General features: G+C 66.2%; 23 protein-coding genes. 11 read left to right on the top strand and 12 right to left on the bottom strand.

Annotated features, from left to right (window positions below; genetic code table 11):
• Positions 1 to 12 precede the first annotated feature (12 nt).
• Entirely contained in the window at positions 13 to 1,332 is a 1,320-nt protein-coding gene (locus BMY06_RS20315) for a branched-chain amino acid ABC transporter substrate-binding protein (protein WP_074984816.1), read from the bottom strand.
• A gap of 148 nt (positions 1,333 to 1,480) precedes the next feature.
• Here BMY06_RS20315 and BMY06_RS20310 point away from each other — a divergent pair, with 148 nt between their 5' ends.
• Positions 1,481 to 2,041: a hypothetical protein gene (locus BMY06_RS20310; protein WP_080180698.1), complete on the top strand. Its 561-nt coding sequence runs from the start codon at positions 1,481 to 1,483 to the stop codon at positions 2,039 to 2,041.
• 98 nt (positions 2,042 to 2,139) lie between these two features.
• Here the strand turns inward: BMY06_RS20310 and BMY06_RS20305 are convergent, their stop codons facing one another.
• From BMY06_RS20305 to BMY06_RS20280, 6 genes are all read right to left on the bottom strand, one after another.
• Positions 2,140 to 3,690 carry a 2-isopropylmalate synthase gene (locus tag BMY06_RS20305; protein WP_074984814.1) on the bottom strand — a complete coding sequence of 517 codons (1,551 nt, stop codon included), beginning with the start codon at positions 3,688 to 3,690 and terminating at the stop codon, positions 2,140 to 2,142.
• 344 nt (positions 3,691 to 4,034) lie between these two features.
• Positions 4,035 to 4,910, bottom strand: coding sequence for a CDP-diacylglycerol--serine O-phosphatidyltransferase (gene pssA / locus BMY06_RS20300; RefSeq protein ID WP_065064555.1), 876 nt, complete (start codon positions 4,908 to 4,910; stop codon positions 4,035 to 4,037).
• Between the two features lie 11 nt (positions 4,911 to 4,921).
• Positions 4,922 to 5,575 (bottom strand): phosphatidylserine decarboxylase, encoded by a 654-nt coding sequence (locus BMY06_RS20295; RefSeq protein ID WP_035534386.1) that lies wholly within the window; start codon positions 5,573 to 5,575, stop codon positions 4,922 to 4,924.
• Between the two features lie 138 nt (positions 5,576 to 5,713).
• Positions 5,714 to 6,730, bottom strand: a complete 1,017-nt coding sequence (gene ilvC / locus BMY06_RS20290) for a ketol-acid reductoisomerase (protein ID WP_065064553.1) — start codon at positions 6,728 to 6,730, stop codon at positions 5,714 to 5,716.
• A gap of 127 nt (positions 6,731 to 6,857) precedes the next feature.
• Positions 6,858 to 7,349, bottom strand: a complete 492-nt coding sequence (ilvN, locus tag BMY06_RS20285) for an acetolactate synthase small subunit (RefSeq protein WP_065064551.1) — start codon at positions 7,347 to 7,349, stop codon at positions 6,858 to 6,860.
• A 114-nt stretch (positions 7,350 to 7,463) separates the two neighbouring features.
• Complete coding sequence (locus tag BMY06_RS20280) at positions 7,464 to 9,239, bottom strand: acetolactate synthase 3 catalytic subunit (RefSeq protein ID WP_074984869.1); 1,776 nt, start codon at positions 9,237 to 9,239, stop codon at positions 7,464 to 7,466.
• A gap of 609 nt (positions 9,240 to 9,848) precedes the next feature.
• On the opposite strand from BMY06_RS20280, the gene BMY06_RS20275 reads away from it, so the two are divergent.
• From BMY06_RS20275 to BMY06_RS20230, 10 genes are all read left to right on the top strand, one after another.
• Positions 9,849 to 10,412, top strand: a complete 564-nt coding sequence (locus BMY06_RS20275; protein WP_065064549.1) for an RNA polymerase sigma factor — start codon at positions 9,849 to 9,851, stop codon at positions 10,410 to 10,412.
• Complete coding sequence (locus BMY06_RS20270; protein ID WP_065064547.1) at positions 10,409 to 10,840, top strand: DUF3619 family protein; 432 nt, start codon at positions 10,409 to 10,411, stop codon at positions 10,838 to 10,840. Before BMY06_RS20275 ends, BMY06_RS20270 begins: the two co-directional genes overlap by 4 nt.
• A 25-nt stretch (positions 10,841 to 10,865) precedes the next feature.
• Positions 10,866 to 11,687, top strand: coding sequence for a DUF3106 domain-containing protein (locus tag BMY06_RS20265; RefSeq protein WP_074984813.1), 822 nt, complete (start codon positions 10,866 to 10,868; stop codon positions 11,685 to 11,687).
• Positions 11,688 to 11,841: 154 nt separating this feature from the next.
• Entirely contained in the window at positions 11,842 to 12,384 is a 543-nt protein-coding gene (locus tag BMY06_RS20260) for an RDD family protein (protein ID WP_065064644.1), read from the top strand.
• A gap of 264 nt (positions 12,385 to 12,648) precedes the next feature.
• Entirely contained in the window at positions 12,649 to 13,599 is a 951-nt protein-coding gene (locus BMY06_RS20255) for a UDP-2,3-diacylglucosamine diphosphatase (protein ID WP_074984811.1), read from the top strand.
• 173 nt (positions 13,600 to 13,772) lie between these two features.
• A complete protein-coding gene (locus tag BMY06_RS20250; RefSeq protein WP_074984810.1) occupies positions 13,773 to 14,804 on the top strand; it encodes a glycosyltransferase family 4 protein in 1,032 nt (343 codons plus the stop codon).
• Between the two features lie 244 nt (positions 14,805 to 15,048).
• On the top strand, positions 15,049 to 15,699 hold the full coding sequence (locus BMY06_RS20245) for a diacylglycerol kinase (RefSeq protein ID WP_080180700.1): 651 nt from the start codon (positions 15,049 to 15,051) through the stop codon (positions 15,697 to 15,699).
• Between the two features lie 279 nt (positions 15,700 to 15,978).
• Complete coding sequence (locus BMY06_RS20240) at positions 15,979 to 16,716, top strand: TetR/AcrR family transcriptional regulator (protein ID WP_065064536.1); 738 nt, start codon at positions 15,979 to 15,981, stop codon at positions 16,714 to 16,716.
• On the top strand, positions 16,713 to 17,297 hold the full coding sequence (locus BMY06_RS20235) for an LOG family protein (RefSeq protein ID WP_065064534.1): 585 nt from the start codon (positions 16,713 to 16,715) through the stop codon (positions 17,295 to 17,297). Before BMY06_RS20240 ends, BMY06_RS20235 begins: the two co-directional genes overlap by 4 nt.
• Before the next feature lie 89 nt (positions 17,298 to 17,386).
• Positions 17,387 to 18,133 (top strand): SDR family oxidoreductase, encoded by a 747-nt coding sequence (locus tag BMY06_RS20230; protein ID WP_074984808.1) that lies wholly within the window; start codon positions 17,387 to 17,389, stop codon positions 18,131 to 18,133.
• 19 nt (positions 18,134 to 18,152) lie between these two features.
• On the opposite strand, the gene BMY06_RS20225 is transcribed toward BMY06_RS20230, so the two are convergent.
• The 5 genes from BMY06_RS20225 to BMY06_RS20205 form a co-directional block, all read right to left on the bottom strand.
• The gene (locus BMY06_RS20225; protein ID WP_074984806.1) at positions 18,153 to 18,743 is read right to left on the bottom strand and encodes a DUF924 family protein; all 591 of its coding nucleotides are present in this window, start codon (positions 18,741 to 18,743) and stop codon (positions 18,153 to 18,155) included.
• On the bottom strand, positions 18,740 to 19,504 hold the full coding sequence (locus BMY06_RS20220) for an alanyl-tRNA editing protein (protein ID WP_074984805.1): 765 nt from the start codon (positions 19,502 to 19,504) through the stop codon (positions 18,740 to 18,742). The genes BMY06_RS20225 and BMY06_RS20220 overlap by 4 nt, the downstream gene beginning before the upstream one ends.
• A gap of 140 nt (positions 19,505 to 19,644) precedes the next feature.
• A complete protein-coding gene (locus BMY06_RS20215) occupies positions 19,645 to 20,055 on the bottom strand; it encodes a group II truncated hemoglobin (RefSeq protein ID WP_065064526.1) in 411 nt (136 codons plus the stop codon).
• Positions 20,056 to 20,195: 140 nt separating this feature from the next.
• On the bottom strand, positions 20,196 to 20,516 hold the full coding sequence (locus tag BMY06_RS20210; protein ID WP_074984803.1) for a zinc ribbon domain-containing protein: 321 nt from the start codon (positions 20,514 to 20,516) through the stop codon (positions 20,196 to 20,198).
• Positions 20,513 to 21,685, bottom strand: coding sequence for a thiolase family protein (locus tag BMY06_RS20205; protein WP_074984801.1), 1,173 nt, complete (start codon positions 21,683 to 21,685; stop codon positions 20,513 to 20,515). Before BMY06_RS20205 ends, BMY06_RS20210 begins: the two co-directional genes overlap by 4 nt.
• Between the last annotated feature and the right edge of the window lie 66 nt (positions 21,686 to 21,751).

Raw genomic sequence — 21,751 nt, 5'->3', positions numbered from 1 at the left:
GTCACGACGCGTTCATGGGCGTTTCATCTTGCAGACCGTCGACGGCGCGGTACGCTCCGCCGGCAGCGCCAGCACGGTGCGAAAACCGTAGCCGGAGCCCTCGTTGTCGAAGCGCACGCCCGGCGTACCCTGCTTGTCCATCTGCATGACGTAAAGGGGCTGGATCGCCTGATGATCGTCGGCGCGCATCAGGATCGGATGGAAGCCGTTGTCGAAACGCAGCCCTTCGAGCGCCTTCGCGACCGCCGCCGGATCGGCCGAGGCCGCCTTCGTCATCGCCTGGGCGAGCATCTCGACCATCATCGACATGCGCAGCACCGGGTAGTCGTCCTGCGCCGCCGGATAGCGCGCGCGGAATGCCGTGTACCACGCGTCGGAGGCCGCGCCGCCCGCGTTCGGGTGCCAGTCGGCCACGGCGATCACGTGCTTGACGCCCGCGTCGCCGAGCGCGGCCGGGGCGCCGAGGCTGTTGCCGTAGAAGGTGTAGAACTTCGCGTCGAGGCCCTGCTCGCGCGCCGCCTTCACCAGCAGCGTGAGGTCGTTGCCCCAGTTGCCCGTGACGACCGCGTCGGCGCCCGCCGCGCGGATCTTCGCGATATACGGCGCGAAATCCTTCACGCGGCCGATCGGGTGAAACTCGTCGCCGACGATCGCGATATCGGGCCGGTCCTTAGCCAGCGCCGAGCGCGCGAGCGTGCTCACGTCGTGGCCGAAGCTGTAGTCCTGATTGAGCAGGTAGACCTTCTTGACCGATTTGTCGGCGGCGATCACGTCCGCGAGCGCGTCCATGCGCATGCCCGCGTGCGCGTCGAAGCGGAAGTGCCAGAAGCTGCAATTCGCGTTGGTGAGCGCGGGATCGTCGGCGGAATAGTTGAGGAACAGCTCGCGGTTATCGGGCTCGCGCGTGTTCTGACGGTCGATGGCCGTCACCAGCGCCGCCGCCACCGCCGAGCTGTTGCCCTGCATGACGAAGCCGATGTGGCGGTCCTGCGCCGCGCGCAATTGCATCAGCGCGGCTTCGGTGCTGCCCTTGCTGTCGAGCACGACCAGTTCGAGCGGATGCCGCCCGTCGGGCAGCGCCACACCGCCCTGCGCGTTCACGCGCTCGACGCCGAAACGCAGGTTGCGCTCGACCGCCGCGCCCGCATCGGCAAACGGGCCGGACATGCCTTCGATCAGCGCGAGCGGGATCGGCTTGCCTGCCGCAACGCCGCTCGCCTCGGCGGCGTCCACCGTACGCAACGCGCCCGGGGCCGCCACGCTCAGGAGCGCCGCCGCCAGCGTCAACAGCGCCGGGGCGTGGGTGAAATATCGCGTGAATCGTGCCGTCATGCGCTCTGCCCTCTCGCTACGCAAACTCGAATAAAGCGCGGATCATAGGGCGCACCGGCGCACGCCCGCAAGCCCGCCGTGATCGCGACGTGTCAAAATAACGGCTCCATATTCGGCGCCGGTTCGCACGGCGCCCCGGGGAGCATTCATGTTCGACCGCCTTTCCTCCGCCATCGCCACGCTGCGCGGCTTCACGCGCGAGGCGCCGCGCGCGCCGCGCCGCGTCCTGCTCGCGGGCCTCGGCGCGCTCGCGCTCGCGGGCTGCGCGCAGCCCTGGCAGCAGTTCCACGCGGGCGACGACGCCCAGTCCGTGATCGCCCGCTTCGGCCCGCCGCGCGAAGTCTACGACCTGCCCGACGGCGGCAAGCGCCTGATGTGGCCCACGCAGCCGATGGGCGAAGTCACCACGGCCGCCGACATCGACAAGAACGGCAAGGTCGTCAACGTGCGCCAGGTCCTGCAGCCGAACGAGTTCTACAAGGCCGAGATCGGCAAATGGACGCGCGCCGATGTGCTCGTGAACTTCGGCCGCCCGGTCGATACGTCCTATTTCCCGCTGATGAAGAAGGAAGCATGGACTTATCGCTATCTGGAAGACGGCGTCTGGTACATGCTCTACAGCTTCTATTTCGACGATCAGGGCATCCTGCGCCTCACGCAGAAAACGCCCGATCCGCTGCACGATCCGGATCTGCGCGCCCGCTTCTGATCCGGACCGCGCCCGGCAAAACAAAACCCCCGCGCTCTCGCGAACGCGGGGGTTTTTCATTGGCGCGCGCCGCACGAGGCGACGCACCGGCCGAACGCTTACGAAAGCTGCGGATTGAGCTTGTTCGTGTCCGACGAGTAGAGCTTGTTGAGCGCCGAGATGTACGCCTTGGCCGACGCCGCGACGATATCCGGATCGGTGCCCACGCCGTTCACGATGCGGCCGCCCTTCGACAGACGCACCGTCACTTCGCCCTGCGCCTGCGTGCCGGTCGTGATCGCGTTCACCGAGTACAGCAGCAGTTCCGAACCGCTGCCCACTTCGGTTTCGATCGCGTTGAAGGTTGCGTCGACCGGGCCGTTACCCGCGGCTTCGCCCGTCACTTCCGAGCCGTCTGCCGAGAACACGATGCGCGCATGCGGGCGCTCGCCGGTTTCCGAACGCTGCGAGAGCGCGATGAACTTGTAGTGTTCCTTCTCTTGCTGCTCGGCCGATTCCTCGGTGACGATCGACATGATGTCTTCGTCGAAAATCTCCGACTTGCGGTCGGCAAGTTCCTTGAAGCGGGCGAACGCGCTGTTGAGTTCGGCTTCGCTTTCGAGCTGCACGCCGAGTTCCTGCAGACGCTGCTTGAACGCGTTGCGGCCCGAGAGCTTGCCGAGCACGATCTTGTTCGCGGTCCAGCCCACATCTTCCGCGCGCATGATTTCGTAGGTGTCGCGCGCCTTGAGCACGCCGTCCTGGTGAATGCCCGACGCGTGCGCGAACGCGTTCGCGCCCACCACCGCCTTGTTCGGCTGCACGACGAAACCGGTGATCTGCGAAACGAGCTTCGAGGCCGGCACGATCTGCGTGGTGTCGATGCCGAGGTCGAGGCCGAAGTAGTCCTTGCGGGTCTTCACGGCCATGACGATTTCTTCGAGCGACGTATTGCCCGCGCGCTCGCCGAGACCGTTGATCGTGCACTCGACCTGACGCGCGCCGCCGATCTGCACGCCGGCCAGCGAGTTCGCCACGGCCATGCCGAGGTCGTTATGGCAGTGCACCGAGAACACAGCCTTGTCCGAGTTCGGAATGCGCTCGCGCAGCGTCTTCACGAGATTGCCGTAGAGTTCCGGCACGCCGTAGCCGACCGTATCGGCGATGTTGATCGTGGTCGCGCCTTCGTTGATGACGGCTTCGAGCACGCGGCACAGGAAGTCCATGTCCGAGCGGCTGCCGTCTTCGGGCGAGAACTCCACGTCGTTGGTGAACTTGCGCGCGAAGCGCACCGCCAGCTTCGCCTGTTCGAGCACCTGCTCCGGCGACATGCGCAGCTTCTTCTCCATGTGCAGCGGCGACGTGGCGATGAAGGTGTGAATGCGGAAGTGGTCGGCGGGCTTGAGCGCGTCGGCGGCGCGCTGGATGTCCTTGTCGTTCGCGCGGGCGAGCGAGCAGATCGTGCTGTCCTTGATCATGCCGGCGATCGTGTGGATCGCGTCGAAGTCGCCGTTCGAGCTGGCCGCGAAGCCCGCTTCGATGATGTCGACCTTCATCCGCTCGAGCTGCTTCGCGATGCGGATTTTCTCTTCCTTCGTCATCGACGCACCGGGCGACTGCTCGCCGTCGCGCAACGTCGTATCGAAAATGATGAGCTTTTCTGCTGCCATTTTGGGTCTCCGGGGGGACTTGTTCAGTGTCTAAAAACGGATTTTGGGTGTTCGCGCCACCGATGGCGACGCTGACAATGAACGAGGCTTACGGAGGGCGAGCGAGATCAGCGCGGCAGGCGCGCTAGCGCTAGCGTGCTTAGCAGCGCGCCGGCTTGAAGGGAAAAGAGGGGGAACTGGATGGTGTCCATCGCCCGACTATAGCCGGAAACCGGCGATAGCGCAATCCGATAAGTCCTGCGGGCGCAAAGCGCCGCCCGGCGTTGCCGTGACGCGAAAAAGAAAAAGGGCCGCGCTCGCGCGTGGCCCTTTCATCGTATTCGCGACAGAAGTCGCCGCGCGCCCTAGCGCTCGCGCGGCGACGAACGCGCCGGATTGGCGCGCCCGCGCAGCCCCTGATACGCCCAGAAGACATAGCCCGACAGGCCATAGAGCACGAACAGGCCGAACAGCATCAACGGCGGATCCGACGACACCAGCACGAACGCCACCACCACGAGCAGCGTGGCCGCGAACGGCACGCGATGCCGCACGTCGAGCGCCTTGCCGCTGTAGAACGGCGCGTTGGAGACCATCGTCACGCCCGCGTAGATCGTCAGCACGAAGGCGACCCACGGCAGCCAGGACAGCTTCACCGGCACGCGGTTATCGGTCGCGAGCCAGACGAAACCGGCGATCAGCGCCGCCGCGGCCGGGCTCGGCAGGCCCTGGAAGAAACGCTTGTCCACCGAACCGATGTTGGTGTTGAAGCGCGCGAGCCGCAGCGCCGCACCCGAGCAGTAGACGAAGGCCGCAAGCCAGCCCCAGCGCCCGAGATCCTTGAGCACCCACTCGTACATCACGAGCGCCGGCGCGACGCCGAACGACACCATGTCCGAAAGGCTGTCGAACTGCTCGCCGAACGCGCTCTGCGAGTGCGTCATGCGCGCGACGCGCCCGTCCATGCCGTCGAGCACCATCGCCACGAAAATTGCGATGGCCGCCACTTCGAAGCGCACGTTCATCGCCTGCACGACGGCGAAGAAACCGCAGAACAGCGCCGCGGTCGTGAACGCGTTCGGCAGCAGATAAATGCCGCGCTTCTTCAGGAAATCCTGGCGCGCGGCGCGACGGCTCGCCGCCACGCCGACCTGATCCTGCACCGCCTTGTTGCGGCGAAACGGACGCGGCAGCGGGCCGCCGGCGGGATTGCGGGGACGACGCGGTTTGAATCCGGCCATACCTGCCCTCCTTATGCCGATTGGGTCGGCAGCTCGGCGAGAATCGTCGACGAGGCGGACACCTTCTCGCCGATCGACACGCGCGGACGGCTACCCACCGGCAGATACACATCGACGCGCGAGCCGAAGCGGATGAAGCCGTAGCGCTGGCCGCGCGAGAGCGGCTCGCCTGCGCGCACGTAGCAGAGAATCCGGCGCGCGATCAGGCCCGCGATCTGCACCGAGGTGACGGTCGTGCCGTCGGCCATCGTCAGCACGACGGCGTTGCGTTCGTTCTCGGTCGAGGCCTTGTCGATGGCGGCGTTCAGGTACGCGCCCGGGAAATATTCGACCTTCGCGACGGCGCCGTCGACGGGCGAACGCTGCGAGTGGACGTTGAAAACGTTCATGAACACGCTGATCTTCAGCGCTTCACGGTTGGCGTACGGGTCGTGCGCGGTTTCCACGGCGACGATGCGGCCGTCGGCGGGGCACAGGACGGCGTTGGCCTGGGTGGGAATCGGGCGCGGCGGATCGCGGAAGAACTGAACGACGAAGATCAGGATCAGCCAGAACGGCCATGCGAGTCCGAAGCCTGCGACCGCATGGATCAAGAGCGCCACGACGGCCGCAATGGCGATGAACGGCCAGCCTTCGCGCGCGATGATCGGATGAGGGTAATTCATGGTGGCTTCGCTGTTATTTTAAAAACCGTAGGATAGCAAAAGCCGCCCAGGCTTCGTCCCACCTGGGCGGCTTTTCTTGGCACTCACTGTCGCGAAGCAGTATAAAACCGCACGCGAGGTCGTACTCAGTCCGTCAGATTAGTTCTTCGACTGGTCGACGAGCTTGTTTGCAGCGATCCACGGCATCATCGCGCGGAGCTTCGCACCGACCACTTCGATCTGGTGCTCGGCGCCCAGGCGGCGGCGCGATTGCAGCGTCGGCGCGCCGGCCTTGTTTTCGAGAATGAAGCTCTTCGCGTATTCGCCGGTCTGGATGTCCTTCAGGACTTCCTTCATGACCTTCTTCGTTTCGGCCGTGATCACGCGCGGGCCCGTCACGTACTCGCCGTATTCGGCGTTGTTCGAGATCGAGTAGTTCATGTTCGCGATGCCGCCTTCGTAGATCAGGTCGACGATCAGCTTGAGTTCGTGCAGGCACTCGAAGTACGCCATTTCCGGCGCGTAACCTGCTTCGACCAGCGTTTCGAAGCCGGCCTTGATCAGGTCGACCGTACCGCCGCACAGCACGGCTTGTTCGCCGAACAGGTCGGTTTCGGTTTCTTCGCGGAAGTTCGTTTCGATGATGCCGGCACGGCCGCCGCCGTTCGCTGCCGCGTACGACAGGGCGATGTCACGTGCTGCGCCCGACTTGTCCTGGTGGACAGCGATCAGGTGGGGCACGCCGCCGCCTTGCGAGTAGGTGCCGCGAACCGTGTGGCCCGGCGCCTTCGGCGCGATCATGATGACGTCCAGATCCGCACGCGGGATCACCTGGCCGTAGTGAACGTTGAAGCCGTGCGCGAACGCGAGGGCTGCGCCGTTCTTGATGTTCGCGTGAACTTCCTTCGCGTACACGTCGGCGATCTGCTCGTCCGGCAGCAGCATCATGACGACGTCGGCGTTCTTCACCGCTTCGGCCACTTCCTTGACCTGGAGACCGGCGTTCTCAGCCTTGCTCCACGATGCGCCGTTCTTGCGCAGGCCAACCGTGACGTTCACGCCGCTTTCCTTCAGGTTCAGCGCGTGAGCATGGCCTTGCGAGCCGTAACCGATGATGGTGACCTGCTTGCCCTTGATGAGGGAGAGATCGGCGTCCTTGTCGTAGAAAACTTTCATGTTGGTTCCTTGGCGAGAGTCTGGTGAATTTCGGTACTGCAATTAGCTAGTGCTGCGCCGGATGCGTCGTCGCTTGTCGCGGGCCGCGCATCCGGTCAAGTTCCGGTGCAAGATCGACTGAGTCGGGTCACACCTTCAGAATGCGCTCTCCGCGCCCGATGCCCGAGCCGCCCGTACGGACGGTTTCGAGAATCGCGGTGCTGTCGAGCGCCTCGATGAACGCGTCGAGCTTGTCGCTCGCACCCGTCAGTTCGATCGTGTAGGTCTTTTCGGTGACGTCGATGATGCGGCCACGGAAAATATCCGCCATCCGCTTCATCTCCTCACGTTCCTTGCCGACCGCCCTTACCTTGATCAGCATCAGCTCGCGCTCGATGTGGGCGCCCTCGGTAAGGTCGACCACTTTCACCACCTCGATCAGGCGGTTCAGATGCTTCGTGATCTGTTCGATCACGTCGTCCGAGCCAATGGAAACGATGGTCATGCGCGACAGCGAACGGTCTTCGGTCGGCGCCACCGTCAAGGTTTCAATGTTGTAGCCGCGTGCGGAGAAGAGGCCGACCACGCGCGACAGCGCGCCCGGCTCGTTTTCCAGCAGAACGGAAATGATATGTCTCATGATGTGATCCGCGATTTATCCAGTGAGCGTGGTTGCCGCCCTTCCCCGCGAACCCGCGCGCCCGTTGTGTGGACGCGCGCCGCGCGAGGTTGGAACGGCGCCGTGCAAAAACCGTTACAGGTCTTCCGAGCCGAGCAGCATCTCGGTGATGCCCTTGCCGGCCTGAACCATCGGCCAGACGTTTTCGGAAGGGTCGGTCTGGAAATCGAGGAACACCGTGCGGTCCTTCAGGCGCAGCGCTTCTTTGAGCGCCGGCTCCACATCGGCCGTCTTTTCGATCCGCATGCCGACGTGGCCATACGCTTCGGCGAGCTTCACGAAGTCAGGCAGCGCATCCATGTACGAATGCGAATAGCGCTTGCTGTATTCGATCTGCTGCCACTGGCGGACCATGCCGAGGTAGCGGTTGTTCAGCGAAATGATCTTCACGGGCGTGTCGTACTGCTTGCAGGTCGACAGCTCCTGAATGCACATCTGGATCGAGCCTTCGCCCGTGATGCACAGCACGTCGTCGTCGGGGTGGGCCATCTTCACGCCCATCGCCGCCGGCAGGCCGAAGCCCATCGTGCCGAGACCACCGGAGTTGATCCAGCGGCGCGGCTGGTTGAAGCGGTAGAACTGCGCGGCCCACATCTGGTGCTGGCCGACGTCCGAACACACGAAAGCATTGCCGCCCGTGAGTTCCCACGCCTTTTCGACCACGAACTGCGGCTTGATGATGTCGCTCGAACGGTCGAACTTCAGGCAGTTCTTTTCACGCCAGCCTTCGATGTCCTTCCACCAGTCGGCAAGCGCGGCCGTGTCCGGACCGTGTTCGGCGTGCTGCAGTTGCTCGATGAGCTCCTTGAGCACTTCCTTGACGTCGCCGACGATGGGGATATCGACCTTCACGCGCTTCGAGATCGACGACGGGTCGATGTCGATGTGAATGATCTTGCGCGGACGCGACGCGAAGTGCGCCGGGTCGCCGATCACGCGGTCGTCGAAACGCGCGCCGATCGCGATCAGCACGTCGCAGTGCTGCATCGCCATGTTGGCTTCGTAGGTGCCGTGCATGCCGAGCATGCCGAGGAACTTGCGGTCGCTCGCGCGATAGCCGCCCAGACCCATCAGCGTGTTCGTGACCGGATAGCCGAGCAGGTCGGCGAACTGGTTCAGTTCGCGCGCCGCATCCGCGAGGATGATGCCGCCGCCGGTGTAGATGTACGGACGCCTGGCCGACAGAAGCAGCGACACCGCCTTGCGGATCTGCCCCGAGTGGCCCTTGGTGACCGGGTTGTACGAGCGCAGCGAAACGCTCTTGACCGGTTCGTACGCGCACGGCGTCTTCGACACGTCCTTCGGAATGTCGATCAGCACGGGGCCGGGACGGCCGGTGCGCGCAATGTAGAAAGCTTTCTTGACGGTGGCGGCGAGGTCGCGCACGTCCTTCACGAGGAAGTTGTGCTTCACGCAGGGACGCGTGATGCCGACCGTATCGCACTCCTGGAACGCATCTTGACCGATGGCGGCAGTCGGCACCTGGCCGCTGATGATCACCATCGGGATCGAGTCCATGTAGGCCGTTGCGATGCCGGTCACCGCGTTGGTGACGCCAGGACCCGAGGTCACGAGACACACGCCGACGTTGCCGGTCGAGCGCGCATAGGCGTCGGCCGCGTGCACGGCTGCCTGTTCGTGGCGCACGAGAACGTGCTGGATTTTGTCCTGCTTGTACAGCTCGTCGTAAATGTAGAGCACCGAGCCGCCGGGATAGCCCCAGATGAATTCGACCTGCTCGTCGGCGAGCGCCTTCATCAGCACGGTTCCGCCGATGGAGTTTTGAGCTTGAGGGTCAGATTCTTGCGAGGGGGGGACCGACGTGGAGAATTCCGCGCTGGGCATGTTCATCATTCACCTTTCGAATTTTCGGCAAAAAATTGATCGGGTGCTCTCTGCCGGGCTTGTGGCTCGGGTTCAAGCGGCGCGTCCAGTTGACAGATGAGCTTCTTGGGCTCATCTCAATTGAGACAGTCACTTATGTTGCGAACCGTCGAAGATAGCGGCTCGAAAGCATTCGGTCAAGCGCTTATTGTCGATTCGTGGCGCATTTTCGAATCACAGGTACAAAGGTTGCGCAGGCGCCGGACATCGGCATGGGCCGGCGAGGCGGCGAAACGCGAGCGCAAGGGAGCAAAACGGGAGCGCAGCCAAAGCGAAAAACGCAATTAAGGCGCTGTTAAGGCGCAGTCGCTTACTAATACGCTGCGCCGGCTTGCCAACAACCTTCAAACCGACTCCATCTGCGCATCCTGTGCGTTCACCCGCACCGGCGCGCCGCGGATCGGGTAAAGTGCGCGGCAGCGGCGCCGGACATGATCCGCGCCGCGCCCAAGCTGACGCGACACGGCTGCGTGGACGCCCGGATCACCCGCCGGCGCGAAAATTTGCTAGCATCCGCGAGTTTTACGACATTTTTCGAACGATTACGCGTACGCTGGTGGCGGCGCCCTGCAACGGATGGCATCAGACAAGGAACTCGCCGATTTCCTGGCGGGCGTCGAAAGACGCGCGTTCAAGCAGACGGTCTACGCCGTGCGCGACGACGACGCCTCGCTCGACATCGTGCAGGACGCGATGATCAAGCTCGCGGAAAAATACGGAGACCGCCCCCCCGCCGAGCTCCCGCTGCTCTTCCAGCGTATTCTGCAGAATACGATGCACGACTATTTTCGTCGGCAGAAAGTACGCAATACGTGGGTGAGCCTGTTCTCCTCGCTGAGCGGCGCCGACGACGAGGATTTCGACCCGCTCGAAACCTTCGAGGCCGAATCGGGCTCTCCCGGCGCGGAAAGCAGCGAGCAGCAGATGGAGCGCGCCCAGGTCCTCCAGCTCATCGACGACGAAATCCAGAAATTGCCAGCACGTCAACGGGAGGCGTTTCTGATGCGTTACTGGGAAGATATGGATGTCGCCGAAACCGCCGCTGCCATGGGCTGTTCCGAGGGCAGTGTGAAAACGCACTGCTCGCGGGCCACGCATACGCTGGCTCAGGCGCTCAAGGCCAAAGGAATCACGCTATGAGCTCCGCTCTCGATAAACAAGAACTAGAGTTCGTGCAGGAGTTGCGCCGCGCGCTCGACGAGAGCGCCGCCAGCCTGCCCTCTGCCACCACTGTCCGATTGTCCGCCGCCCGCAAGGCCGCGCTCGCCCGCAAGAAGGCCGAGCCCGTGCTCGTGCGCGCGCCGGCGCTGGCCGCCGCGGGTGTCGGCGCCATCGGTGGTGTGCCGGGCGGCCTGCCGGCGCCGCGCCGCCGCTCCGCACTCGCACGCTTCGCGCTCGCCTGGCCGCTCGCCGCGCTGGTGGCCGGCCTCTTCGCGATCGCGTACTTCGAAGATCAACAACGTACCGCGGAACTCGCCGATATCGACGCGGCCATGCTGAGCGACGACCTGCCGCTCACGGCCTATCTCGATCACGGCTTCAACGCGTACCTGTCGCGCTCGCATTAATACGGAAAACCGGGGGATTGACGGGGTGAGTTACAAGCGCGGCCTGGCCGTTGTCATTGGATCTGTGGTCGCGGCGCTGGTGTCGTATGCAGCGACCTACCCGCGCTTTCATCCCGAGCTCGCCGCGCCGGAAGCCGCCAACGCGGCCAATGCGCCCGCTCCGGGTTCCACCGCCACCGTCGCCGAGCCGGCGGCCACTGCACCGTTCGCGCAGCAACCCGGCAGCGGCAGCCCGCTGGCGTGGTCGCGCCTGAGCGACGCGCAACGTGTCGCGCTCGCGCCGTTCGCCAGCGAGTGGGACCGTTTCAGCGATGAACGCAAGCGCAAATGGCTGCGGATCGCCGCGCGTTATCCGAAGATGACGCCCGAAGCGCAAAAACGCTTACAAGAACGCATGGCCGAATGGGTGCGCATGACGCCCGAACAGCGCCGCGTTGCGCGCGAGAACTATCAGGTGTCGAAGGAACTGCCCGCACAGGCGCGTCAGCGTGCGTGGAAGGCGTACCAGGAACTCTCCGACGAGCAGAAGGCGAAGCTCGCCGCCAGCGAGCGCAAGCGCCGCACGGTGGTCAGCGCGCCGCCGAGCGGCAACAAGAGCGAAATCCGCGACATCGAGCGTCTCGTCAACGAACGCGAGCATCGCGCCCGTGCACGCGCCGCCGGCAACGCGTCGGGTGTGAACGGCGTGCCCGCGCCCGTGGTGCCCGAGCAACCGGGCTCGACCGGCCAGAACAGCGGCACGGCCGCGGCGGCCGCCGCCAGCATTCCGGCGGCCGGCAGCTTCGAGCCCGCGGTTCCGGTGCCGGTGTCGCCCGCCGAAGCGCCTGCGGCATTCAAGGGCTCCTGAGCCCGGCGTGCGCCGCCGCTTCGCCTGGCGTTAAGCCTGGCATTAGCACGCGTTTCGCCCTGCCCCCGTTCGCGGTTATTCTTGCGGTGTCCCGCCCTCATTCCGACACCGCCGACACCGCGACGCCAACGTGAACGACCGCGCTTCCACTGCTCTGCCCGTTGCGGATTCCGCCGATCGCGCCGATCCCGCGACCGCCGCTTCACGCATCCCCGCCGCGCCCGCACCCGTCACCCTGCGACGCCGCCTCGCCTCGCTCGTCTACGAAAGCGTGCTGCTGTTCGGCGTGATCTTCATCGCCGGGCTCGCATTCAGCCTCGTCATGCAACAGCGCAACGGCTACACCTACCATCGGGCGATGTCCGCGTGGATCGTGCTGGTGGCCGGGCTCTACTTCGTCGGCTTCTGGCATCGCGGCGGCCAGACGCTGCCGATGAAAACCTGGCGCATGCGCGTCGTCGGCCCCGATGGCGCGCCGCCGACGCTAGGCCGCGCGACGCTGCGCTACCTGGCCGCGTGGCTCTGGTTCCTGCCGCCGCTCGTGCTGCATCCGCTGCTCGATCTCACGATTCCCCACACGCTTGCGCTCGAAGCCGTCTGGTTCGCGCTCTGGGCCGGCGCCGCGCGTTTGGACCGCGAGCGTCGCTTCCCGCACGATCGACTTGCGGGCACGCGCATCGTCGCCGTGCCGCGCTGAAAGCCGACAAACCACCGCACGCGGCGGAGCGAAATCATCCGGCTGAGCCGCCGCGTTGCCGCCAAACCACGTCATCGATATGTCATGAGGCGGTACGCGCGCGTCAACGTTCACGCGCGCCACGACGCAACGCCAGGCCCCGCGCGGACTTGGCGCTCGCCCGCAAACGCAGCCGAGGGCGAGTAACAAGACCTTCTTGTGACTGTCACGGCGTCGTCATGGCCACATGGCGCAATGCGCACATTGCAACCTGCCGCGTGTGCCATGGCCCAAAAGACGACCGCGACCCCACTTTTCCGGCAGACTTCCGGCCCTGGCGCCGATCCCGCCGCCTTCCACCCCGGTCCGGGCGCCGCGTCGCTCAACCCGCCTCCGCTGCCCTTCCAGGGCGACACGTCGCCCGATGCACACGACGACGATCACCCCGCCCCGACCCGCTACCGCACGATCTGGCTATCCGACATTCATCTCGGCACCAACGGCTGCCAGGCGAACTATCTGCTCGACTTCCTGCGCCATAACGAGTCGGAGTACCTGTACCTCGTCGGCGACATCATCGACGGCTGGCAGTTGCGCAAGGGCTGGTTCTGGCCGCAGGCGCACAACGACGTCGTGCAGAAAGTGCTGCGCAAGGCGCGCAAGGGCACCCAGGTCGTCTACATCCCGGGCAATCACGACGAAGGCGCGCGCCAGTTCTGCAACCTCGCGTTCGGCGACATCCACGTGCGCGAGGAAGCGTTCCACACCACGCTCGCCGGCAAGCGCCTGTGGGTCGTGCACGGCGATCTGTTCGACGGCGTGATCCAGCATGCGAAGTGGCTCGCCTATCTCGGCGACTCGGCCTACACCGTGATCCTCGTGCTGAACCGCTGGTTCAACCGCATCCGCGCGAAGCTCGGCTTCCAGTACTGGTCGCTCTCGCAGTACCTCAAGCATCAGGTCAAGAACGCCGTGAACTTCATCTCGTCGTTCGAGCGCGTGATGACCGACGAAGCGCGCCGCCGCGGCTGCGACGGCGTGGTTTGCGGCCACATCCACAAGGCCGAGATCCGCGAAATCGACGGCGTGCTGTACTGCAACGACGGCGACTGGGTCGAGAGCCTGTCGGCGCTCGTGGAGACCTTCGAGGGCGAACTGCGCATCGTCTACTGGACGGTGATGCAGTCGCCGCAGGTGCAGACAGCGAGCCGCAAGGCGCGCGTGAGCGCGGCCTGAGCGGCGCGGCCGCCTCGCCGGATTCACACGGGCCCCGCTTGAACATGCGCCGTCTTTTATCCGCACGCACGCCGTGAACGCGCAGTAAACACATCGGGCACGGCGCCGGCCGCGCCCGTCCGACACGGCGCGCCGACGCCACACCAACCGCACCACCAGAGGGCCTCCGACCGATGAAGATCATGATCGTGACCGATGCATGGGAGCCGCAGGTCAACGGCGTAGTCCGCACGCTCAAGAACACCACGCGCGAGCTGATCGCGCTCGGCCATCAGGTCGAACTGCTCACGCCGCTCGAATTCCGCACGATTCCGTGCCCGACCTATCCGGAAATCCGGCTCTCGCTGTTTGCGCGCCGCCATCTGCGCGAGCGCATCGACGCGCTCGGCCCCGACGCCATCCACATCGCGACCGAAGGCCCGCTCGGTCTCGCCGCGCGCCGCTACGCGATCGACCACGACCTGCCCTTCACGACCGCCTATCACACGCGCTTTCCGGAGTACGTGCAGGCGCGCTTCGGCATTCCGCTGTCGGCGACCTATCGCTTCCTGCGCTGGTTCCACAAGCCGTCGCTCGCGGTGATGGCGCCCACGCCCGTCGTGAAGGCCGACCTCGAAAAATTTGGCTTCACCAACGTCGTGCTGTGGACGCGCGGCGTCGATCTCGACATCTTCCATCCGATGGATTCGAAGGTGCTCAACACCGCGCGCCCGATCTTCCTCTACGTCGGCCGCGTGGCCGTGGAGAAGAACGTCGAGGCTTTTCTCAAGCTCGATCTGCCGGGCTCGAAGTGGGTGTGCGGCGAAGGGCCGGCGCTCGCCGAGCTGAAGTCCCGCTATCCGCAGGCGAACTATCTGGGCGTGCTGAGCCAGCCCGAGCTCGCGAAGGTTTACGCGGCTGCCGACGTGTTCGTGTTCCCGAGCCGCACCGACACCTTCGGCCTCGTGCTGCTCGAAGCGCTCGCCTGCGGCACGCCGGTGGCCGCGTATCCGGTGACGGGCCCGATCGACGTGCTCAGCGGCGGCGACGCCGGCGCGATGAACGAGGATCTGCGCGAAGCCTGTCTCGAAGCGCTCAAGATCGACCGCGCGACGGCGCGTGCGTGGGCCGAGCGCTTTTCGTGGCACGCGGCGTCCGAGCAGTTCGCCTCGCATCTGAAGCCGCGTCCGCGCGCCTCGATGCAGGAAAGCAGCGCGGCGGCCTGAGCAGGCCGCGCGACGCGGCACCCGCCAAAGACCGGAGCGAGCGATGAAGCGGCCCGACGCCTCGAACGCCCCCTGCGCCCCGGCGGCCACCGATCGCCCGAGCGCCGACGACGGCGTGCAGACGCTGCCCGACGACGCGCGGGCGGCGTCCGCCGGGCCGCGCGCCGCTCCGGCCGCATCCTCATACGTTTCCCGCGCAACCGGCCAACATGCGTGCGATACTGCGGCATCCACTCGCACTGATATGGCCCCTCGTCCCTCGTCCCCGCTCCCGCCGCAGCCGTCTCCCGCGCCTCGCGATCCGCAGGCGCCGTCCGCCGCCCAGCCGGGCAGCGCCGGCAGTTCGCCGTGGCGCGCCAGCGGCGCCGCGAATGCGCCGAGCGCCCAGCCGACTCAGCCTCATCCGAAGCCCGGCATGCCGGCCGAGCCGCCCGAGCCCGCGCATCTGCACGAGCCGCTGAGTCCGGACGACCCGCTCGCGCCCGCGCCCTTCAATCCCTACAAGGGCAACCGCGGCGCCACGCGCGCCTTGAAGGCGCTCAAATATTCGATCAAGGGCTTTCGCGCGGCCATCCGCGAAGAAAGCGCGTTTCGTCAGGAACTGACGCTCGCGGCCATCCTCGTGCCGATCGGCATATTCGTGCCGGTCGATCCCGTCGAGCGCGTGCTGCTGCTCGGCTCGGTCATGCTGGTGCTGATCGTCGAGTTGCTCAATTCGAGTATCGAAAACGCCGTCGACCGGATCGGCCTCGAACGCAACGAACTCTCGGGCCGCGCCAAGGATCTGGGCAGCGCGGCGGTCACGGTCGCGCTCCTCACCTGCGTGATGACGTGGGGCTTGATCCTCGTGCCGCGCTTCGGTCCGTCGCTGCTGCACTGGCTGCAATCGCGCTGACTTCGGGGCCTGACTTCGGGCCGCTTTTGCGCTGACTGCACACGGACTTCGGGCCGCCTGCGCACCGACTCCGGACAGCCGCCGCACACGCCGGACGCCGCTCGCCCTTGCGCGACGCGCGCGCGGCCTCTACCCTCCATTCCTTGCGGGTGCGTTTTGCGCCCCAAGCGTCGGTTTATAATCGAACGACAGTCTTAAAAAAGACCAACCGCGACCGGGCACATTACGCGACGCATCAGCGGCAGCGCCACGCCCGGCGCCGCACATTCAGGGCCGGACATGGAAGCCAAACCTCCCCGCCGTACACGCGAACGGATTCTTGAGTTGTCGTTGAAACTGTTCAACGAGATCGGCGAGCCGAACGTCACCACGACGACCATCGCCGAGGAAATGGAGATCAGTCCAGGCAACCTGTACTACCACTTCCGCAACAAAGACGACATCATCAACAGCATCTTCAGCCAGTTCGAGCAGGAGATCGAAAAGCGTCTGCGTTTCCCCGACGACCACCGCGCCACCATCGACGAGATGTGGGCGTATTTGCAGTACATGGTCGATTTCACCTGGCGCTACCGTTTCCTGTATCGCGACCTGAACGATCTGCTCGCGCGCAACCGCACGCTGGAGATGCACTTCAAGCAGATCATCAGCCACAAGGTGCACTTCGCGAAGCAGTTCTGCGAGCAGCTCGTGGAAGATGGCGACATGGTCGCCACCGCCGCCGAAATCGCCGTGATCTCGACCAACATCGGCGTGATCGCCACCTACTGGCTCTCGTACCAGTTCGTGATGAACCCGCGCAAATACAACGACCAGGAAGCGATCCGCGACGAACTCCATCAGGTGAGCGTGCAGATCGTGTCGCTGATGGCGCCGTATCTGCGCGGCCGCGCGAAGCAGCTTTTCGACGATCTCGTCTCGGGCAAGCTGCCCAAGCGCGAGTTCTACGATTACCTGCCGCCGCGCGACGGCGCGGGCGCGCCCACCGGCAAGGACAGCAAGGAAACTCGCGAATGAAAGCAGTCTGTGTGTATTGCGGCTCCTCGAACGGAGCCGATCCGAAATATGGCGACGCGGCGCGCGCGTTCGGCCGCGCGCTCGTCGCGGCAGACCTCGGTCTCGTCTACGGCGGCGGCAAGGTCGGCCTGATGGGCGTGATCGCCGACACGGTGATGGCCGAGGGCGGCCGCGCGATCGGCGTGATCCCCGAGCTGCTGGTGGACAAGGAAGTGGGCCATAACGGCCTGACCGAGCTGCACGTCGTGCCGGACATGCACCACCGCAAGAAGATGATGGCCGATCTCTCCGACGGCTTCGTCGCGCTGCCCGGCGGCGTGGGCACGCTCGAAGAGCTGTTCGAGGTCTACACGTGGGCGCAGCTCGGCTATCACCACAAGCCGGTCGGCGTGCTCAACATCGACGGCTTCTACGATCCGCTCGTCGCGCTGCTTCAGCACACCGTGCGCGAAGGTTTCATGCGCGAGACCTACCTCGATCTGCTGCAGTTCGACAGCGATCCCACCGCGCTGATCGGCAAGCTCCAGCGCTATCACGCGCCCGCGAAGGACAAGTGGGCCGATCTGCGCGAGAACGTTTGAGGCACGATTAATGCGCGGTTAGTGCGCCATTAATGCGCGCTTGATGCACCACGGCGCGCGCCGCGCGCCTTCCCGAAGGAGACATACCGATGGCCAAGGTCGTCCTGATCACGGGTGCGAGCCGCGGCATCGGCCGTGCGTGCGCGCGGTTGCTGGGCGCGCGCGGCTGGACCGTGGGCGTCAACTATCTGCACAACGAACCCGCCGCCGAGGAAACCGCCGCCGAAGTGGGCCGCGCGGGCGGCCACGCGCGTCTCGTGCGCGGCGACGTGGCGAACGAAGCCGACGTCATCGCCATGTTCGACACGCTCGAACAAGCCTACGGGCGCATCGACGCGCTCGTGAACAACGCGGGCATCGTCGCGCCGTCGAGCCAGGTGGCCGACATGGACGCCGCGCGTCTGAAACGCATGTTCGACGTGAACGTCTACGGCGCGTTTCTGTGCGCGCGCGAAGCGGCGCGGCGCATGTCGAAGGACCGTGGCGGCGACGGCGGCGCGATCGTGAACGTGTCGTCGGCAGCGGCGCGGCTCGGGTCGCCGAACGAGTACGTCGATTACGCGGCCTCGAAAGGCGCCGTCGATACGATGACGCTCGGGCTCGCGAAAGAACTCGGACCGCAAGGCGTGCGCGTGAACGCGGTACGGCCCGGCCTCATCGACACGGAGATCCACGCGAGCGGCGGCCGCCCGGACCGCGCCGCCGTGCTCGGCGCGCAAACGCCGCTGGGCCGTCCCGGCAGCGCCGACGAAGTCGCGGAAACGATTGTCTGGCTGATGAGCGATGCCGCGTCCTACGTCACCGGCGCGCTGATCGACGTGAGCGGCGGCCGCTGATTTTCGCGGGGACTGCCGTTTAGAACGACGAGCCGGGTTCGCTCAGGAACGCGGTTTCGTTCTCGCTCGACGCGCGGCCCAGCACCGCATTGCGATGCGGAAACCGCCCGAAGCGTTCGATCACGTTCGCGTGCTTCAGCGCGTAATCGTAGTAATCCCCGCCTTCCCCGCCCTTCGCCAGTTCACCGAACAACCGCACCGACTCGCGCTGCGCCTCGGCGTTTTCCGCATGCTCGAACGGCAGATACGCGAACGCGCGATGCTGCGCCGTCGGCAGCTTGAGGTCGTCGCCGCGCGCCACCATCGCGCGCGCGATGCGCAGCGCGTGCGCGTCGGCGGCGAACGCGCGCGGCGTGCCCCGATGGCAGTTACGCGAGAACTGGTCGAGCACGACGATCAGCGCGAGTGCGCCTTCGGGCGTCGCGCACCAGGCGTCGAGTTCGCCCGCGCACGCCGCGTCGAGCAGCGCGCCGAAGCGCTCGCGCAACTGCGCGTCGAACGCCTCGCGTTTGCGAAACCAGATCTTGCGCGCGCAGCCGAAATCCTCCGAATCCGGCGCGCCGAACCAGAAGTCCAGCACCTCGCGCGCACGCGGATCGAGCGACGTCATTCGACGAGTTCCAGCACGAGGCGGCGCGTGCGCGCACTTTTCTTTTCGAGCTTCGCCACGCGCAGCGCGCCGATTTCCTGCGTGTTGCGCACATGCGTGCCGCCGCACGGCTGAAGATCGACGCTCTCGATGCGCAGCAGGCGCACGCGCCCGAGACCCATCGGCGGCTTCACGCTCATCGTGCGCACGAGTTCGGGGCGCTGCGCCATCGCTTCGTCGGTGATCCATTCGGTCGCCACCGCATGCGCGCCCGCGACGAGTTGCGCGAGCCGCGCCTCGACGTGCTCGCGCTCGATCGGCTCCACGGTCGCGAAATCGAGCCGCGCGTACTCGCTCGTGATGCTGCAGCCGTCCACGGCGTACGGCAGCACCGCGCACATCAGATGGCTCGCCGTATGCAGCCGCATATGCCGATGGCGGCGCGCCCAGTCGATCTCGGCGCGCACGCGCATGCCCGCCGCGAGCCGCGCGAGCGCGGCGTCCTGGCCGGGCGCGGGAAGATGAAGCGCGTCGTCGGGCGTCGCGCCTTCGAATTTGGCCTTGCGGGTGTCGGCGATCGCGATGCGCGTGCCGTCTTCGAGCACCAGCGCGCCGGTGTCGCCGGCCTGGCCGCCGCCGAGCGGATAGAACACGGTCTGGTCGAGCCGCACGCCGTCCTCGCCCACGGCCAGCACGGTGGCGTCGCAGTGCGTGAGATAGGCGTCGTCGCGAAAGAGCGCGCGCGTGGCGGCCGTGGCCGACGTGGCGGAAGTCGTTGTCATGGGGAAGCGTCTCCTCGTCGTTCTGCGGGAGCCTCCATTATGGCGATGCGCGCGCACTCGCAAAATACGCCTCGCACGCTCCTGCACCGGACTGTATCGGCGCTCGCACCGGGCCAGCCGGGGAGCGCCGCAAGCGCGACTCAACCCGGACGGTTGCGCATCCAGTCGGCGGTGTCGAAGAACGAATGCAGCAGGCGCTCGCGCAGCGGTTCGGCGAGGCCGATGTCCTGCATCGCCCACGCCATGCAGCGCAGCCACTGGTCGCGCTCCGACGACGCGATCGCGAACGGCAGATGGCGCGCGCGCAGACGCGGATGGCCAAAGCGCGAGACGTAGTGGTCCGGGCCGCCCATCCAGCCGCACAGGAACCAGAAGGTCTTGTCGCGCGAGCCGTCGAGCGACTGCGGATGGAGCGCGCGGATGCCCGCGAATTCGGGCTCCAGGTCCATCAGGTCATAGAAACGGTCGACGAGTTCGCGCACGCGCGCCTCGCCGCCGACGAGTTCGAAGGCCGTGGGTTGCTGCGGCGCTTCGTCGGCTGGATCGGTCATACGGTTGATTCGGGTGGAGTCGAGGCGTTTCGATACGTTTCGATACGAAAACGGGGACGGCAAGGCGCACGCGCGCCCGCCGGAGACGCCGATTTTCGCATAGCGAAGCGTACGAGGCCGGGCGACGCTCAGTGCGACGCTCAGTGCGGCACTCCGGACGCACTCGCCCAGACGCGGTTCGTCTCGTCGATACTCAGCGCCACGCTTGTGCCGCGCGCGAGCGGCGCGTCGGCGCGCGCGATCACGAACGCGCCCGCCGCGGTGCGCACGGTCGCGAGATGCACGTCGCCCGTTCCCTGCGCGCCCACGCGATGGCGCACCACCGTGCTCTCCTCCACGACGCCATGCGGCGCGGCCTCGCTCGCCCAATCGGCGGCGCCGCAATGCGGACACCGATAACGCGCGGGAAACAGCGCCTGCGCGCAGACGCGGCAGCGTTCGATATGCAGCACCGTCGTCATGCGTTCTCCTTGTCGAGCACGACCGCATTCGCGCACATGCCGTATCGATACTGCACCATGCCGTAGCCGCTCGCGAGCGCGAGACGCGCGCCCGCCACCTGACGCGCGCCCGCGAGTCCCTGCAACTGGCGGATCGTTTCGACGAGCCCGTGCATGCCGCCCGCCGCGCCCGCCTGTCCCGCCGAAAGCTGTCCGCCCGACGTATTCACCGCCAGTTCGCGCGACGCGATACGCGCGATCAGCGCACGCAGATCGCCGTCGGGCGCGAAACCGAGATCGGCGAGCTGGATCAGGCTCATCACGGGATAGTCGTCGTAGACCGAGATCACGTCGATGTCGGCGGGCGTGGCGTTCGCCTGCTGCCAGAGCGTGTCGGCGAGCGCGGCAAGGCCGGTCTGCAAACCATCGGCCGCCTGATGATCCGTGTTGTAGCGGCATTGCAGCGCGCGCACGCGCAGCGGCGCAGGCGCGCCCGCTTGCGCGCGCCGCGCCGCGAGATCCGCGCGCGCCAGCACCACGGCGTTCGCGCCGCACACGACCGGCACGCAATCGAAACGCCCGAGCGGGTCCGCGACGCGCGGCGCGTTCAGATAATCGTCGAACGTGAGCGGCGTGCGATACACCGCGCCCGGATTGAGCGCCGCCCATGCGCGCTGCGCCACGCACAGCGCGCCGTAATCGCGCGCGTCGAGCCCGTGCTTGCGCGCATGACGCTGCGTGAGCATCGCAAAGAGGCTGTTCGGGCCGCCGTTTTCGAGCGGGCGCAGATACGTGCGCGTCGTGAGGTTGTAGTGCTCGACGAGCTGACGAAAATCGGCGGCCTCGAAGCGGTCGCCCGAGAGCAGCACGATCACGCTCGCGTCGCCGTGCTGGATCGCGCGGATCGCGTGCTGTAGCAGATCGATCGCGCTCGCGCCGCCATGACAGTCGTCCATGCACCAGCGCGGGCTCAGGCCGAGCCGCCACGCCATGTCGATCGCGTGATCGGGCGCGAGCGTGAACGACGCCACGCCCAGCCCATCCACCTCGCGCGCCGAAAAGCCCGACTGCGCGAGCGCCGCGTCGAACGCCTGCGCGAGCAGATCGCCCGTGCTGTGCTCCGGCGCCTGCCGCCGGTACGGCACTTCCACGCCGCAGACGAGCGCCACGCCTTCGAAATCCGCCTCCATCGATCCTCCTGTTTTGGCCCCGGTCGCGTTCGTCTTGACAGCCGGTTTTTTTCATTATCCAATAAA

This window comes from Paraburkholderia tropica (genome assembly GCF_900109265.1).
In the GTDB taxonomy this organism is placed as follows: domain Bacteria; phylum Pseudomonadota; class Gammaproteobacteria; order Burkholderiales; family Burkholderiaceae; genus Paraburkholderia; species Paraburkholderia tropica.
This window is presented reverse-complemented; position numbering and strand designations above follow the sequence as displayed.